Origin of the sequence: Micromonospora sp. DH14 (assembly GCF_029809455.1) — a bacterium.
GTDB classification, from domain to species: domain Bacteria; phylum Actinomycetota; class Actinomycetes; order Mycobacteriales; family Micromonosporaceae; genus Micromonospora; species Micromonospora parva.
In genome coordinates this window covers 1-13,210 of the sequence record NZ_JARVKT010000061.1, presented here as the reverse complement: position 1 = coordinate 13,210, position 13,210 = coordinate 1, and the positions used below count along the sequence as shown (strand labels likewise).

The following is a 13,210-nucleotide window of genomic DNA, read 5'->3' as shown; positions in this document are numbered from 1 at the left end:
GCAGCGAACACCCCCGCAGCTACCGACACCGTCCGAGTTATGGCAATCTGATCAGCCAGCGGAGCTCCAGGTTCGAGGGCGTCTTAGAGTGACCACCCTCTATACCGGAGCTCCGCTGCTTTCCGTCCCAGACACGCCTTGACACCCACACCCGCCGCTTAACTGAACGGCGTTGCCTCTAGACCCGCACTCGCGCCGACGGCTTGCGCCGATCTTGCGATTACTGTCTCGACAAACCCTCTCAACAGGTGCGAATGAGCATCCGAAAGTGCAAGATCGACGCAAGCGGGCTGGTGGGCCCGGGCGGGGTGAGGGCGAGGCGGGGTGAGGGCGGGGGCGGGGTGGGGGTCAGGCGACGTTGATGGGGCGAAACTGGACGCTCACCCGGGGGCCTACGGGGCGGGTGGTCTTGGGGATGGCGTGCTCCCAGGTGCGTTGACACGAGCCGCCCATGACGATCAGGTCGCCGTGGCCGACCGGGAAGCGGAGGCTCTCACCGCCGCCGCGTGGGCGGAGCAGCAGCGGCCGGGGCGCTCCGAAGGAGACGATCGCGACGATCGTGTCGCTGTGCGCCGAGCGGCCGATGGTGTCGCCGTGCCAGGCCACGCTGTCGCGCCCGGAGCGGTAGAGGCACATGCCGGCGGTGACGAAGGGCTCACCCAACTCGGGCGCGTAGTGACTGGTCAGCGCGGCCCGCGCGGCGGTGAGCACGGGGTGGGGGAGTTGCCGCTCGGCGTCGTACCAGCAGAGCAGCCGCGGCACGTCGACCTCGGCGTCATACATGGTGCGCCGCTCGGCCCGCCAGGGCACCTCGGTGAGCAGGGTGTCGAGGACCGAGTCGGAGCCGCGCACCCAGCCGGGGAGGTGGTCGACCCAGGCGCCCCGGCTGAGCTGGTGTCGGCGGATCTGGCCGGGCAGTGGTCCCAGTGTGGGCCCGGCGTCGGCCAGGTCGAGCATCGACGGCTGGTAGGCGGCCTGCGTCATGCAGCCACCCTAGCAGCAGTTTCGTACACCCGTGCGAATCGTGGTGGTGATGGTCTGTCGCGGTCAGCGCGGCACGGCGACACGCACCGCGTCGAACACCGCGTCCACGACCCGGGCCCGACCCTGCCCGTCGACGGTGGACCAGGCGCGCGCGGCGAGCGTCGCCCGCCGCTGCGGCGTGCTGAGCAGCCCGTGCAGGCTCCGCGCCGCCGTGGCGCGGGCGGCGCGTCCGGCGACACCGCCGGCGGTCAGCTCCGGCAGTTCGCCGAGGCCGGCGGCCAGGCCGTGCCGCACCACCCGGGTGTACGACTCACGTTGGTTGTCGACCACGCAGACCAGGGCGCTGGGGGCGCCGAGGCAGCAGAGTTCCCAGGTGGACGTGCCGGCGGCGCTGACCACCAGGTCGGCTTCGGTGATCAGGGCCGGTAGCGAGGTGGTGGGCGGGACCGGTCGGATGATCTGCCCCCGGCCGGGGGTGACGTCCTCGATCTCCGCTTCGATCTCGGGTCGCCCGACGATGACCGTGAGGTCCATCGGGTGACCGGCGGCCACCAGCACCCGGGTCAGCACCGGGGCGGCACCGACCGCGTCGGTGCCGCCGAAGAAGGCCAGCACCCGGGGGCGGCTGACCGTCGTGGCGGGTGGGGCGACCGGCGGCCGGGCGTTGATCACGCTGTCACGCAGCAGGGCGTACCCGCTGCCGGCGAGCAGCCGGCCCGGCAGCCCCGGCAGCTCCGCGCCGAAGTTCTGGTCGAGGTAGAGGTCCGCGACCTGGCCCCGGCTGTCGCCGTCGATGATGGCGACCGTGTACACACCGGCGGCGCGCAGCGCGCCCGCGCCGGCCGGGTCCAGGTCGTAGGAGTCGAGGACCAGCACGTCCAGTTCGTGTCGGCGGGCCGCCTCGACCAGGTCGGCCGCCGAGTCCGGGCCGGGGAGCAGCGGGATGCCCCGCGCGGCCAGCTCCGCGGTGGCCCAGTCGAGCCGTTCGACGGTGCCGAACACCGTGACGTCGGCGCCCCGGGCGAGGAACTCCTCGGCGAGCGCCAGGCAGCGGACGAGGTGGCCGACGCCGCGCCGGGGCCCGGCGTCGCAGCGCAACCCGACCCGCACTGTGCTCAGGACTCCTCCAGCTGCTTCTGGCGGACGTCGGCGTTGAGCGCGCGCAGCCGGGGCTGACCGTCGAGCCAGTCGGTGAGCTTGGCCAGCGGCACGCTGACGTCCCCGAAGTGGTCGATGATCGCGCTGACCAGCGCCCAGTCCTGCTCGGTGTCGAGGGTCAGGCGCAGTGCGGAGCGGTCCGGGGTGAGCGTCACCCCGAGCACCCGGAACAGCTCCGGGTGGGTGTACGCGTACGAGGTGACGTGCACCCGGTGGTGGTTGGTGGCGAGCCGCCCCAGGGTACGGAGCGTCTCCGCCCGGATGATCTCGACGTCCAGCCCGCGGGGCAGGGTCCGGGCGATCGACGTGCTCGCGTAGTCCAGCCCGGGGACCGCCCGGTACACCGACGCGACCAGGTTGATGATCTCCGGGTCGAGCAGCGGGCAGTCGGCGGTGAACCGCATGACGGCGTCCCCCGGGTGCGCCGCGAGGGCGCCCACGAACCGGTCCAGCACGTCGTCGACCGGCCCGCGGTGGCACGGCACGTCCAGCCGCGCGCACTCGTCGGCCACCGCGTCGTCGACAGTGTCGGTGCTGGTGGCGACCACCAGGTCGGCGAGGACGCCGCTGTCCTGGGCGGCGCGGACCACCCGGCCCAGCACGGACCGTCCGGCGAGCGGGCGGAGCACCTTGCCGGGCAGCCGGGACGAACCCATCCGCGCCTGCACGATGCCGACGATCCGTGGCGGCGTGCCGGTCCCGGGCGGCGGTAGGCCTGTCACTGCTGCTCCTCCTGCCTGGGGGCGAGCACCGCGGTGGCCCGGCGTTTGGCGGCGCGGGCGCCCCGCTTGGCCAGCCGGGCCGGGGTGATGGCGAGCCGACCCACCCGGTAGCTGATCGACCCGCTGAGCAGGCTGATCGTGGTCTCGGCCCGGCGCAGCGCCCGTTCCCGTGAGGTGAGCAGTTCCTCGGTCCACGCGGTCAACGCGGCCAACCGGGTGAGTTCCTCGCGCTGGCGCAGCCACGCCTCACGCAACTGCTGGTAGCTGTGCCCGCCGACGGGTGGGTCGGTCGGGGCGACGGCGTGCAGCTCGGCGGCGAGGTGGGCAGTGCCGGCGGCGTCCAGCCCGTGCAGTGCCGCGGCGATGGCCGCCTCGGCCTCGACCGCCTCGCTGACTGTCGCCCGGTCGAGGTCGTGGCCGGCGAGGCCGCCGAGCACCACGGTCAGGCCCGCCACGTCGAGGGTGGACGGCCACGGATGGGCGTAACCGCCGGTGAGCAGGCCCGTGGCGAAGCGCCACAGCGCGCGGGCGAGCACCACGTCGGCGGGGAGCGCGGCGGTGACCCGCCAGCTGGGGTCGAGGACCGCGTACCGCTCGCCGTCGAACACGACGTTGTCGGTGCCGGCCAGCGCCGCCGCGCCGGCGATCCGGCCGTCGGCGTCGGCCTGGTCGGCGAGCCAGCCCGCGTACCCGCGCAGCAACGCGCGCACCGTGCCCAGGTCGCGGCGCACCGCCGCGTCGAGCAGCACGGTACGCAGCAGCCGGCCGGACGGCACCGGACCGGACAACGCGTCCGCGTCCCGGTACGCGGCCACCCCGCTGGCGAACGGTGCGCCGGCCGGGGTCCTCGGGTCGCTGGTGGGGATGAGCCCCCAGCGCCAACCGGAGGGGCCGTGCAGCACCTCGAGCACGCCGATCCCGGGACGGCCGGTCTGCACGAGCGCCACCGGCAGGTCCCGGTCGGCGGTCGGCGTGCTCGGGTCCTCGGGGTCGGCGGGGCGGTGGGCGAGGGTCAGCCAACCCGGTGCGAGGTCGGCGGCGCGCCCGGCGTGCAACGCGTCCACCGCCAGCCGGGCCGGGTCCTGGAGCACCGTGGCGTTGGTGAAACCCCCGGCGCAGGCACCGTGCAGCACCGCGTCGAACAGTCCGGAGCCGGCGTCCCGGTCGAGGTGGTCGGCGTCCAGCAGGGCCGTCGGGGCGCTGACATCGGGGTACGCGGCCCAGCACGTGGCCGGCATCAGCCCCGCCACGCTGAGCCGCTCGCGCAGCTGGTCCCGGTTGGCCGGGCGGGCGCGGTCCAGCACGCCGCCGATCGCCCAGGCGGCATCGTCGCGGCGGGCGTACCAGGGGGTGGTGTCGACCAACCGGTGCAGGCCCAGCGGGTTGTCCAGGCGCAGCAGCAACGCGCCACCCGGTCGCAGCACGGTGACCAGTCGGGCCAGCACGCCGTCCCAGCCGAGCGGGGTGCCCTCCACCGACTCCACCGGGTCCAGTCCGGCGGCCGCGATGACCACGTCGTACGTCTCGTCGTCGGGCAGCCCGGCCGGGCCACCCACCAGCAGGCGGGCCGCCCGGTGCGCCAGCGCCACCGCGTCCGGGTGGCTGCGCAGCAGACAGGTCACCTCGGCGTGGGCGAGCTGGTCGAGCAGCGCCGGGTCGTGTGGGCCGGCCACCAGGACCCGGGCGCCGGGCGGCACCAGCCGGGCGGCCAGCGCGGCGAGCGGCCCGCCGTCGGCCAGCCGTTCCTGCGGCAGGTCGGACCAGGCCAGCATCTCGCCGCCCGGCAGGGTGATCCGGCCGGCGGGTGCCGTCTCAGTCGTCACGGTCTTCCTCTTCCTCCTGGAGGTTCGCCCAACCGAGCAGCTCGCGCAGCTCGGCCGGCGTGCAGCGGTGGTCGGTGCCCAGCTCGGCGCGGGCGATCTCGACCGCGGTGGGCAGGTCGACAGTGCTGCCGTGCAGCTGCGGCCACTGCCGCCGGATCCGGGCGGTGCCGCCGAAGGTGGGGTCCTCGTTGGACAGGATCATCGGGTCGCCGTAGACAGCTGGCTCACACCCCGCCGCGATGCCGTAGAAGATCGCGCTGGTCAGCCGGTTGGACGCTACCCGGCGGTGCCGGCGCAGCTCGGTGAGCTGTCGGTCGAGGAAGTCCGGGTCGGTGTCCTTCCACCAGTGCCCCCGGTAGCCGTGGCAGATCACCCGGAACCCGGCGCGCTCGTAGAGCCGGCGCACGTTGCGCATCCGGTACTCGTGCCAGTAGAGGCAGACCGTCACCGGGCCGGGTTCGGTGTCGCGGATCAGGGCGATCAGTTTGCGGTGGTCGCCCTTGACGTGCTGCCCCTCCCAGCCGTGGAACGGGTACCAGATGGTGCCTTCCCGTTCCTCGGCCGGTGGTTCCTCGGGTCGCATGGCCAGCAGGTAGACGAACGGCGCTCCGATGACGACCACGTTGCGTCGCCCCACCGACCAGGCCCGGCGACGGGTCTGCTCCGACCAGAGCAGGCTGGGGGTGCGCTCGGCGTACGGGTGCCCGGGGGCCAGACCGTCACCGATGTTCCAGCCGTGCTGCACGTACCCGTTGATCCGTGGTGGGTGCCGGTCGCCGAGGCCGGCGTAGCGGGCCAGCACGTGCGCGTGGCCGTAGAAGTGGTTGGCGTGGTGCATCAGGTTCCCATCAGGCGGCGGTACGCACCGAGCCGACCCGCACCGCGGCGGTCAGCGCGTCGATGACGCGGTCCTGGTCGGCGTCGCTGAGCCCCGGGTAGAGCGGCAGCGACAGCTGTTGGGAGTAGAACGACTCGGCCACCGGGCAGGAGCCACGTCGGTAACCCAGGTCGGCGAAGGCCGGGTGCCAGTGCACGGGGATGTAGTTGACCTGGACCCCGATGCCGGCGGCCCGCATCCGGTCGTACACCTCGCGGCGGCGACCGTCGAGCACCCGGATCGGGTAGAGGTGCCAGGCCGGGTCGGCCCACGGTCTGCGGGTGGGCAGCAGGATGCCGTCCAGGTCGGCCAGTGCCTCGTCGTAGCGGGCGACCAGGGCACTGCGCCGGGCGGTGAACTCGCCGAGGCGACGCAGTTGGCTGCGGCCCAGGGCGCAGAGCACGTCGGGCAGCCGGTAGTTCAGCCCGAACTCGTGGACCTCCTGGTGCCAGCCGCCCTCGTCCGGGAACCGTAGGTCGTCGCGTTCGCGGACCACGCCGACGCCACGGAACCGGCGGGCCCGCCTCAGGATCTCGGGGTCCAGCGCCGCGACGGCGCCGCCCTCGGCGGTGGTCAGGTTCTTGGTGGGGAAGAACGAGAACGTGGTCAGGTCGGCGAGCGAACCGACCGGCCGACCGTGGTACGTCCCGCCGATCGAGTGCGCCGCGTCGGCGAGCAGCAGCGCGTCACTGCCCTCGACCGACGTGCGCAGCGCGTCGTAGTCGGCGGGGTGGCCGGCGTAGTCGACTGCGGCGACGACCTTGGTGCGGGAGGTGACAGCGGCGGCGGCCGCCGCCGGGTCGAGGCAGAACGTCTCGTCCTCGACGTCGGCGAACACGATCTTCGCGCCGAGGGCGACCGCGCTGCTCGCGGTCGCCACGAACGTCATCGGCGGGACGACCACCTCGTCGCCCGGTCCCACCCCGGCCGCCGCGTACGCCACGTGCAGCGCCGCGGTGCCGTTGGAGACGGCGGCGACGCCGACCCCGCCGGTCCACCGGGCCAGGTCGGCCTCGAAGGCGTCGACCTGCGGACCGGTGGTGAGCCAGTCGCCGCGCAGCACGTCGGCGACCGCCGTGATGTCGTCCTCGTTGATCGACTGCCGGCCGTACGGGAGCATCCCCGTCATCAGTTGATGCCGAGCATGTCGCGCAACTGCTCGACGGTGAGCCACTCGTCGTTGGTGTCCGACTGGTAGGCGAAGCCGTCCGGCACCGGGTCGCAGTCGACCGGTGGCTGGTAACCCCAGGTGGCGATGGTCGGCTGGACGATGAACCGCCCCTCGGCGCGCAGCGTCCGCCGGCTGTCGTCGGGCGCGATCATCTCCTCGTGCAGCTTCTCGCCCGGCCGGATTCCGATCTCGTGGGTGGTGGCGTCCGGGGCCACGGCCTCGACCAGGTCGAGGATGCGCATGCTCGGGATCCGCGGCACGAACAGCTCGCCGCCCTGCATCTGGTCGAACGAGTCCATGACGAACTGCACGGCCTGGTCGAGGGTGATCCAGAAGCGGGTCATCCGCTTGTCGGTGATCGGCAGGCTCTTGCCCTCGGCGGCCAGCCGACGGAACAGCGGGACGACCGAGCCGCGGCTGCCCACCACGTTGCCGTAGCGCACCACGGCGAACCGGGTGGGGTGCTGGGCGGCGTAGTGGTTGGCCGAGACGAACAGCTTGTCGCCGACCAGCTTCGTAGCGCCGTACAGGTTGATCGGGCTGGACGCCTTGTCGGTGGAGAGCGCGATGACCTTCTTGACGCCGGCCTCGATCGCCGCGTCGACGACGTGCTGCGAGCCGGTGATGTTGGTGGCGATGTACTCCGAGGGGTTGTACTCGGCGGTGTCCACCTGCTTGAGCGCGGCGGCGTGCACCACGTGGTCCACACCGTGCATGGCCCGGGTGAGGCGGTGCCGGTCCCGGATGTCGCCGATGAACCAGCGCAGCCGCGGGTCGTCGCCGAGTTGCTGGCGCAGCTCGTACTGCTTGAGCTCGTCGCGGGAGAACACCACCACGCGGGCGGGGTCGGCCTCGTTGAGGATGTGCCGGAGGAACGTCCTGCCGAAGGAACCAGTTCCCCCGGTGATCAGAATGGACGATCCATTCAACTCACTCAATGTGGTGCTCCCGTGTTCGTGGATGAACGAGCGGCCCTGGGCCAGCCGACCGGGGTGACACGCTAGCCATGGCGGGTTAACTCCTCGGCGCTCGCGGGTGAACCGCAACCTCTGCTCCTGTGAATGCCGGACACCGCGCAGGCGAACAGTTCCGGCCGCCCCGGATGTGGGCTGACCTGGCCGGATCCGACCGCTACAGTGGCCGCGCGAACGACCGGCGGCAGTGCGCGCGACCCGGTCCCGCGTTCACCCGACATCCACACCAGCTCGGTGCGAGCGGGCCAGCCAGTGCCGCACCGACACCAGCCGACGAGCCTGACGGGTCGGCGCGGGGGCCTGGTCCGGCCGGCAATTCTGGAGGCGTTGATGGCACCCGGTAGTGACGTGATCGACCGGCCGGTGGTGGTGGCCGAGACGCCCGGCGGCCCGCCCGCCCGGCGGTGGCTGGTGCCGCTGTTGCTGCTGGCCGGGTGGGTGCTCAGCGTGGCCTGGCGGATGTGGTTGTCCCGGCACATCGTGCTGCCGATCGCGCACACCGACGAGGACAGCTACCTGAACACCGCCCGCGCGCTGGCCGGCGGCCCGGGCGGCTTCAGCAGCGAGAACGATCTGCTGCGTCGGGTCGGCTACCCGATGCTGATCTCGCCGGCGTTCCTAGGGGAGCGGGATTTCACCGACAGCTACCGGATCGTCCAGCTGATCAACGCGATGGTGAACTCGACGCTGCTGCCGTTGGCGTACCTGTTCGGTCGCCGCCTGTTCCAGCTGCGCCGGTCGTACGCGCTGCTCGGCGCGGTCGCGGCGGCCACCCTGCCGGCCACCGCCTTCTACGCGGGCGTCGCCATGATCGACGCGGTGCTGGCGCCGCTCGTGGTGGCCTGGCTGCTCGCCGTGCACCGCTGGATCGCCCGACCCGGCCCGGTCGCCGCCGCCACCGTCGGCCTGCTGGTCGGTGGGTTCCATCTGCTGCACTCCCGCGGCCTGGTGATCGTGGCCGTGCACGCCGGACTGGTGCTGCTGCTGTTCGTCCGCCGCCGGATCAGCCCACCCGTGGTGCTCGCGGCGCTGCTGCCGGTCCTCGCCATGGCGCTCGTCAACGAGGCCGCCATCCGCCACCTCGGCGGCAGGGTCTACCTGCTCGGCAGCACCCCCGACGGCAGCACGTTCGAGGCGCTCGCCTCCGCCCAGGGGCTGGTCCGTACGAGCGCGGCGGTCACCACCCAGCTCTGGTACCTCGTGGTGATCACGTTCGGGATGGCCGGGGTGGCCTGGGCCGGTGCCGTGCGCGAGCTGTGGCGCCCCCGGCACGGCGACGCGGGCCGGTGGACGATGGGGGTGGCGTTGGTGGTGACCATCGGGGTGGCCGGTGGCGCGTCGGTGATCCTGTCCGGCATCACCGGCAAGCCGTTGGACGCCATCTACGGCCGCTACGTGCAGATGCTGGCGCCGTTCTGGCTGCTGGTCGGCCTCGGGGTGCTGTTCACCGCCGGGTGGCGGGTGGTGCAGCGCCGGGCGGCCGTCGCGGTGGCGGTGCTGGTCGGTGGCGGTGCGCTGGTCGCCGCTCGACTCGCCTATGTGGCCGGCCAGGGCCACCGGTTGCGGTACGGCGGTTTCAGCGCGCCGGACCTGATGGCGTTGACCGGGGGCTGGCACGAGTTGCGACCGGTGGTCGGTTCGCTGGTCGGCATCGCCGGCTGCGTGCTGCTGGTCGCCACGGTCCGGGTGCCCCGCCTGCGGCTGCCGATCCTCGGCGTCCTCGTGGTGGCCAACCTCGTCACGATGCAGGCGATCGACCAGCGGATCGTGCGACCGGTCGCCGAACACACCCAGCCGACGCCCCGGGTGGCCGACGTCGGCGTACGCCCCGGTGAGCGGGTGTGGGCCTCGACCGGCGTGCAGTACATCCTCCGGTTCAACCTCAGCCACCAGGTGACCTGGACCGACGTGCGGTGGTTCGGCGACGGGCGACCGCCGGCCGTGGCGCAGGTGGTCTTCGCCCGCTGGGCGCCCGGGCAGGCCGACGACTGGGACGGCACGGCGTACGGCTTCGTCCGGCTCGGCGGCAACCCGGAGCAGCACTGGGCGGCGTGGCGGCGGGTCTGATCCGCCACGACCCGGTGGACACCGCTGTCCGTGAACGGCGGATGTCCACCGGAAGCACTGTTGGTTAATGACTCCGGTCCATTGCGCAAAAGTGTCCGACAATCAGCGCTGGCGGCGATCCTCCCGAGCCAGGGAAATCGGGATGACGGTGATTTCCCGGCCGTCGGCCAGCTCCTGTTTCGGAGTGCCCTCGACGAATCGGAAACGCCGGTTCATCTGTCGTACGACGGTATTGTGGCCGAGCACCTCACCGTCGAGCCGGTCCAGGTGCAGGCCGTCGAAGGCGTACTCGACGGCCTCCCGCATGACCCCCAGCCAGGCGGGCAGCGTCTCATCCCGCCCGGCCAGCCCCTCGGCGTCGAGATAGAACCCCCACGACCCGGTACGTGGGCCGTCCAGCCGCAGGTCGAAGAAGGTGACCACGCCGCAGGGCCGGTCGTCGCGCACGTACACCAGCACCCGTCGGGACGGGTCTTCGCGGACCGCCGACCACCACCGGGCGTGCTCCTCGGCGGTGATCTCGTGACTGGTCTTGCTGACCTGCCGATTGGTTTCCTGATTACGCCAGGACAACATCAGATGAACGTCGTCCGTCGTCGCTTCGCGCAGCACGTGCGTCTCGCTTTCCTAGCCGTTCACGTCGGGCCACGGCACCTTACCCGGGGCTACCGGGAAATGGGATACGCATTCGTTGGGTTGTAGACTGCGGCGCATGAACGAATTGAGTCGCGCGCAGATCCGCGACCTCATGGCTCAGGTGTTGAAGAACCAGGACAAGGAGCTGCCGGGCGACGACGCCGCCCAGTTGCGGGAGATCGGCTTCCGGTCGCTCGACTTCTCCGAGCTGGCGCTGCGGGTGGAGGACGAGACGGGGGAGGAGCTCAACTTCGACGCCCCCGGGCTGCGTCGCATCGCCACCGTCGGGGACGTCCTCGACTTCCTCGTCGAGCTGCAACACCAGTGACCGTCGCGACGTCGCGCCACAATGCCCCCGCGCCCGCGGAGCCGGCCGGTGTGGACAACCGGCTCGTCGTCGGTGGCACCACGCTGACCTGGCGGTCGCTGCCGACGCCCACACTGCCCGACCCGGCGGCGGTGCTCGCCCACTCGGCGGTGCACGCGCTCACCGCGGCGCGGCAGCACGCCGTGCACGGCACCGAGCTTCTGCTCAGCACCGCGAGCCGGGTCGACACGGCGCTGCGGACGGAGCTGCTGGAGGCCGGGTTCACCGTCGGCGTCCTCGACGACGACGGCGTGCACCCGAGCGCGCCGGCCCGGCCGCGAACCGCCGAGCCGGGCCGGCTCTGGCTGCTGACCTCGGGCTCCACCGGGCGTCCGAAGCGGGTCGGGCACACCCTCGACACGCTGACCACCGTGCGGGTCGACCAGCCCGGCCGGACCTGGCTGTGCCCGTACGCCCCCGGCACGTACGCCTGGTGGCAGGTGGTCACCCTGTCGTTGACCCAGCCGGGTCAGCACCTCGTGGTGGTCGAGCCCGACGAGTTGGACGACTGGCCCGGTGTCGCCGCCGCGCACGGGGTCGACGCCGCCTCGGGCACCCCGACCTTCTGGCGGCGCACCCTCTACCGCGACGCCGAGGCGCTGGCCCGGGTGCCGCTGCGCCAGATCACCCTCGGCGGTGAGCCGGTGGACCAGGCGATCCTGGACCAGCTGCGGGAAATCTTCCCGGCGGCCCGGGTGTCCTGGATCTACGCGTCCTCGGAGGTGGGGGCGTCCATTGTGGTGCACGACGGGCGGGCCGGGTTCCCGGTCGACTGGCTGGACCGGGACACCCCGGGCCGGCCGACGCTCTCCGTCGACGACGACGAGCTGGTGGTCACCTCCCCGTACCACGGTGCCGGTCTCGCCGGCCCGGTCCGCACCGGCGACCGGGTGCAGGTGCTCGACGGCCGGGTGCTGATCACCGGCCGACTGGACTCCGACGAGATCAACGTCGGTGGCAGCAAGGTCTCCGCCGGCGTGGTCCGCGGCGTGCTCGCCGCCCATCCGGCGGTGGCCTGGGCCCGGGTGACCGGCCGCCGGGCCCCGGTGCTCGGGCGGATGGTGGTCGCCGAGGTGGTCCTCACCGCCGTCGACCCGTCCGGCGCCGCCACCGGTGTGCCGGACGAGGCCGCGCTGGTCCGCTGGTGCGCCGACCGGCTTCCCGAGCACGCGGTGCCGCGCCGCATTCGCGTCCTGACCGACATTCCCGTCAAGGAGACCCTGAAGAGCGATGTCTGAGCCCGCCGACACCCAGCTCGTCCCACCCAGCTCCGTGGTCCTCGTCTCCGGCGGTTCCCGTGGGCTGGGCCTGGCCATCGTCACCGACCTGCTCGACGCGGGCGTACGGGTGGCCGCGTTCGCCCGCACCCTCACTCCGGAGCTGGAGAAGCTCGCCGCCGAACACCCCGACCGGGTGCACGTCGGCGCGGTGGACGTCACCGACCTGCGGGCCGCGCAGAGCTTCATCCGCGAGGTGGAGCAGCGCCTCGGCCCGATCGACGGCATCGTCAACAACGCCGCGATGGGGCAGGACTCCCTGCACGCGCACACCGCCACCGACGACATCGCCCGGATCATCGAGACCAACCTGACGGCCCCGTTGCAGCTGACCCGGCTGGTGATCCGCCGGATGCTCGCCAAGGGGCTGCGCGGCCGGATCGTCAACATCACCTCGATCTGCGGGCAGCGCGGTTTCCCCGGCCTCGTCGCCTACTCGGCCACCAAGGGCGGCATGGACGCGGCCACCCGCTCGCTGGCCCGGGAACTGGGCGGCCGGATGCTGGTCAACTCCGTCGCGCCCGGCTTCTTCGCCTCGGAGATGTCCGCGGTGCTCGGTCCGACCCAGCTCGACCAGATCGTGCGCCGTACCCCGACCGGTCACCTGACCGAACCGGCGGAGGTCACCCCGGTGGTGCGGATGCTGCTGCGGGAACACACGAACATCAACGGCCAGGTCATCGTGGTGGACGGTGCCGCCTCCGTCTGACCTGCGACCGGTTCTGGAGCCGGCGCGGCACGGCCACGTCGCCGTGCCGCGCCCGGTGCCGGGGCTGCTCGCCGCCGCCGAGCAGCACCTGCGGATCGGGTCACCGGCCACGATGGCCGACGCGGTGACCCGTAGTCACCTCGACGATGGACGGTGCGTCGGCTGGTACGGCCCACCGGTGCCCGGCTGGCGGGTGGCCATCGACGCGGAGCGCGCGGACGCCCCGGTGCCCCCGGCGCTGGCCCGCCGCTTCGGCACCGGTGACTTCTGGGCCCGCTGGACCCGGGCCGAGTGCTGCTGCAAGCTGGCCGACGCGCCGATCGCCGCCTGGCTGCGTCGCCACGGCCTTGGTACGCCAGCCGACGGACCGCCGATCTGGCGAACCCTTTGGACAGCCGACCTGGTGATCACCGTCAGTTGCGCCCCCACCCCCTGACAGTGCCCC

The 13,210-nt window shown here is 72.7% G+C and carries 13 protein-coding genes; 5 read left to right on the top strand and 8 right to left on the bottom strand.

All coding sequences use genetic code 11. The features are described 5' to 3' along the window. Positions 1–348 precede the first annotated feature (348 nt). From QCZ28_RS34150 to pseB, 7 genes are all read right to left on the bottom strand, one after another. Complete coding sequence (locus QCZ28_RS34150; RefSeq protein ID WP_279520484.1) at positions 349–984, bottom strand: alpha-ketoglutarate-dependent dioxygenase AlkB; 636 nt, start codon at positions 982–984, stop codon at positions 349–351. Positions 985–1,047: 63 nt separating this feature from the next. After that, on the bottom strand, positions 1,048–2,103 hold the full coding sequence (locus tag QCZ28_RS34145; RefSeq protein WP_279520485.1) for a spore coat protein: 1,056 nt from the start codon (positions 2,101–2,103) through the stop codon (positions 1,048–1,050). Then, the gene (locus QCZ28_RS34140) at positions 2,100–2,864 is read right to left on the bottom strand and encodes a glycosyltransferase family protein (RefSeq protein WP_279520483.1); all 765 of its coding nucleotides are present in this window, start codon (positions 2,862–2,864) and stop codon (positions 2,100–2,102) included. Before QCZ28_RS34140 ends, QCZ28_RS34145 begins: the two co-directional genes overlap by 4 nt. Beyond that, positions 2,861–4,687 carry a class I SAM-dependent methyltransferase gene (locus QCZ28_RS34135; protein WP_279520482.1) on the bottom strand — a complete coding sequence of 609 codons (1,827 nt, stop codon included), beginning with the start codon at positions 4,685–4,687 and terminating at the stop codon, positions 2,861–2,863. Before QCZ28_RS34135 ends, QCZ28_RS34140 begins: the two co-directional genes overlap by 4 nt. Beyond that, a complete protein-coding gene (locus QCZ28_RS34130; protein ID WP_279520481.1) occupies positions 4,677–5,525 on the bottom strand; it encodes a hypothetical protein in 849 nt (282 codons plus the stop codon). The genes QCZ28_RS34135 and QCZ28_RS34130 overlap by 11 nt, the downstream gene beginning before the upstream one ends. A 10-nt stretch (positions 5,526–5,535) precedes the next feature. Continuing rightward, positions 5,536–6,693, bottom strand: coding sequence for an aminotransferase class I/II-fold pyridoxal phosphate-dependent enzyme (locus tag QCZ28_RS34125; RefSeq protein ID WP_279520480.1), 1,158 nt, complete (start codon positions 6,691–6,693; stop codon positions 5,536–5,538). Beyond that, the gene (gene pseB / locus QCZ28_RS34120) at positions 6,693–7,673 is read right to left on the bottom strand and encodes a UDP-N-acetylglucosamine 4,6-dehydratase (inverting) (RefSeq protein ID WP_279520479.1); all 981 of its coding nucleotides are present in this window, start codon (positions 7,671–7,673) and stop codon (positions 6,693–6,695) included. The genes QCZ28_RS34125 and pseB overlap by 1 nt, the downstream gene beginning before the upstream one ends. Before the next feature lie 366 nt (positions 7,674–8,039). Between pseB and QCZ28_RS34115 the strand changes: the two genes are divergently transcribed. Then, entirely contained in the window at positions 8,040–9,776 is a 1,737-nt protein-coding gene (locus tag QCZ28_RS34115; RefSeq protein WP_279520478.1) for a hypothetical protein, read from the top strand. A 102-nt stretch (positions 9,777–9,878) separates the two neighbouring features. Here QCZ28_RS34115 and QCZ28_RS34110 read toward each other — a convergent pair whose 3' ends face one another. Continuing rightward, entirely contained in the window at positions 9,879–10,388 is a 510-nt protein-coding gene (locus QCZ28_RS34110) for a GNAT family N-acetyltransferase (RefSeq protein WP_279520477.1), read from the bottom strand. Between the two features lie 100 nt (positions 10,389–10,488). Between QCZ28_RS34110 and QCZ28_RS34105 the strand changes: the two genes are divergently transcribed. The 4 genes from QCZ28_RS34105 to QCZ28_RS34090 are packed head-to-tail and all read left to right on the top strand — an operon-like array spanning position 10,489 to position 13,201. Continuing rightward, complete coding sequence (locus tag QCZ28_RS34105) at positions 10,489–10,740, top strand: acyl carrier protein (protein WP_030335845.1); 252 nt, start codon at positions 10,489–10,491, stop codon at positions 10,738–10,740. Continuing rightward, positions 10,737–12,017 carry an AMP-binding protein gene (locus QCZ28_RS34100; RefSeq protein ID WP_279520476.1) on the top strand — a complete coding sequence of 427 codons (1,281 nt, stop codon included), beginning with the start codon at positions 10,737–10,739 and terminating at the stop codon, positions 12,015–12,017. Before QCZ28_RS34105 ends, QCZ28_RS34100 begins: the two co-directional genes overlap by 4 nt. Then, positions 12,010–12,765, top strand: a complete 756-nt coding sequence (locus QCZ28_RS34095; protein WP_279520475.1) for an SDR family NAD(P)-dependent oxidoreductase — start codon at positions 12,010–12,012, stop codon at positions 12,763–12,765. Before QCZ28_RS34100 ends, QCZ28_RS34095 begins: the two co-directional genes overlap by 8 nt. After that, positions 12,749–13,201, top strand: a complete 453-nt coding sequence (locus tag QCZ28_RS34090; RefSeq protein WP_279520474.1) for a hypothetical protein — start codon at positions 12,749–12,751, stop codon at positions 13,199–13,201. The genes QCZ28_RS34095 and QCZ28_RS34090 overlap by 17 nt, the downstream gene beginning before the upstream one ends. Positions 13,202–13,210 lie beyond the last annotated feature (9 nt).

What these genes read in the sequence shown, in the direction of transcription:
- QCZ28_RS34150 (WP_279520484.1), bottom strand. Translation starts at nt 984, where the DNA reads ATGACGCAGGCCGCCTACCAGCCGTCGATGCTCGACCTGGCCGACGCC.
- QCZ28_RS34130 (WP_279520481.1), bottom strand. Translation starts at nt 5,525, where the DNA reads ATGCACCACGCCAACCACTTCTACGGCCACGCGCACGTGCTGGCCCGC.
- QCZ28_RS34125 (WP_279520480.1), bottom strand. Translation starts at nt 6,693, where the DNA reads ATGACGGGGATGCTCCCGTACGGCCGGCAGTCGATCAACGAGGACGAC.
- QCZ28_RS34115 (WP_279520478.1), top strand. Translation starts at nt 8,040, where the DNA reads ATGGCACCCGGTAGTGACGTGATCGACCGGCCGGTGGTGGTGGCCGAG.
- QCZ28_RS34105 (WP_030335845.1), top strand. Translation starts at nt 10,489, where the DNA reads ATGAACGAATTGAGTCGCGCGCAGATCCGCGACCTCATGGCTCAGGTG.
- QCZ28_RS34095 (WP_279520475.1), top strand. Translation starts at nt 12,010, where the DNA reads ATGTCTGAGCCCGCCGACACCCAGCTCGTCCCACCCAGCTCCGTGGTC.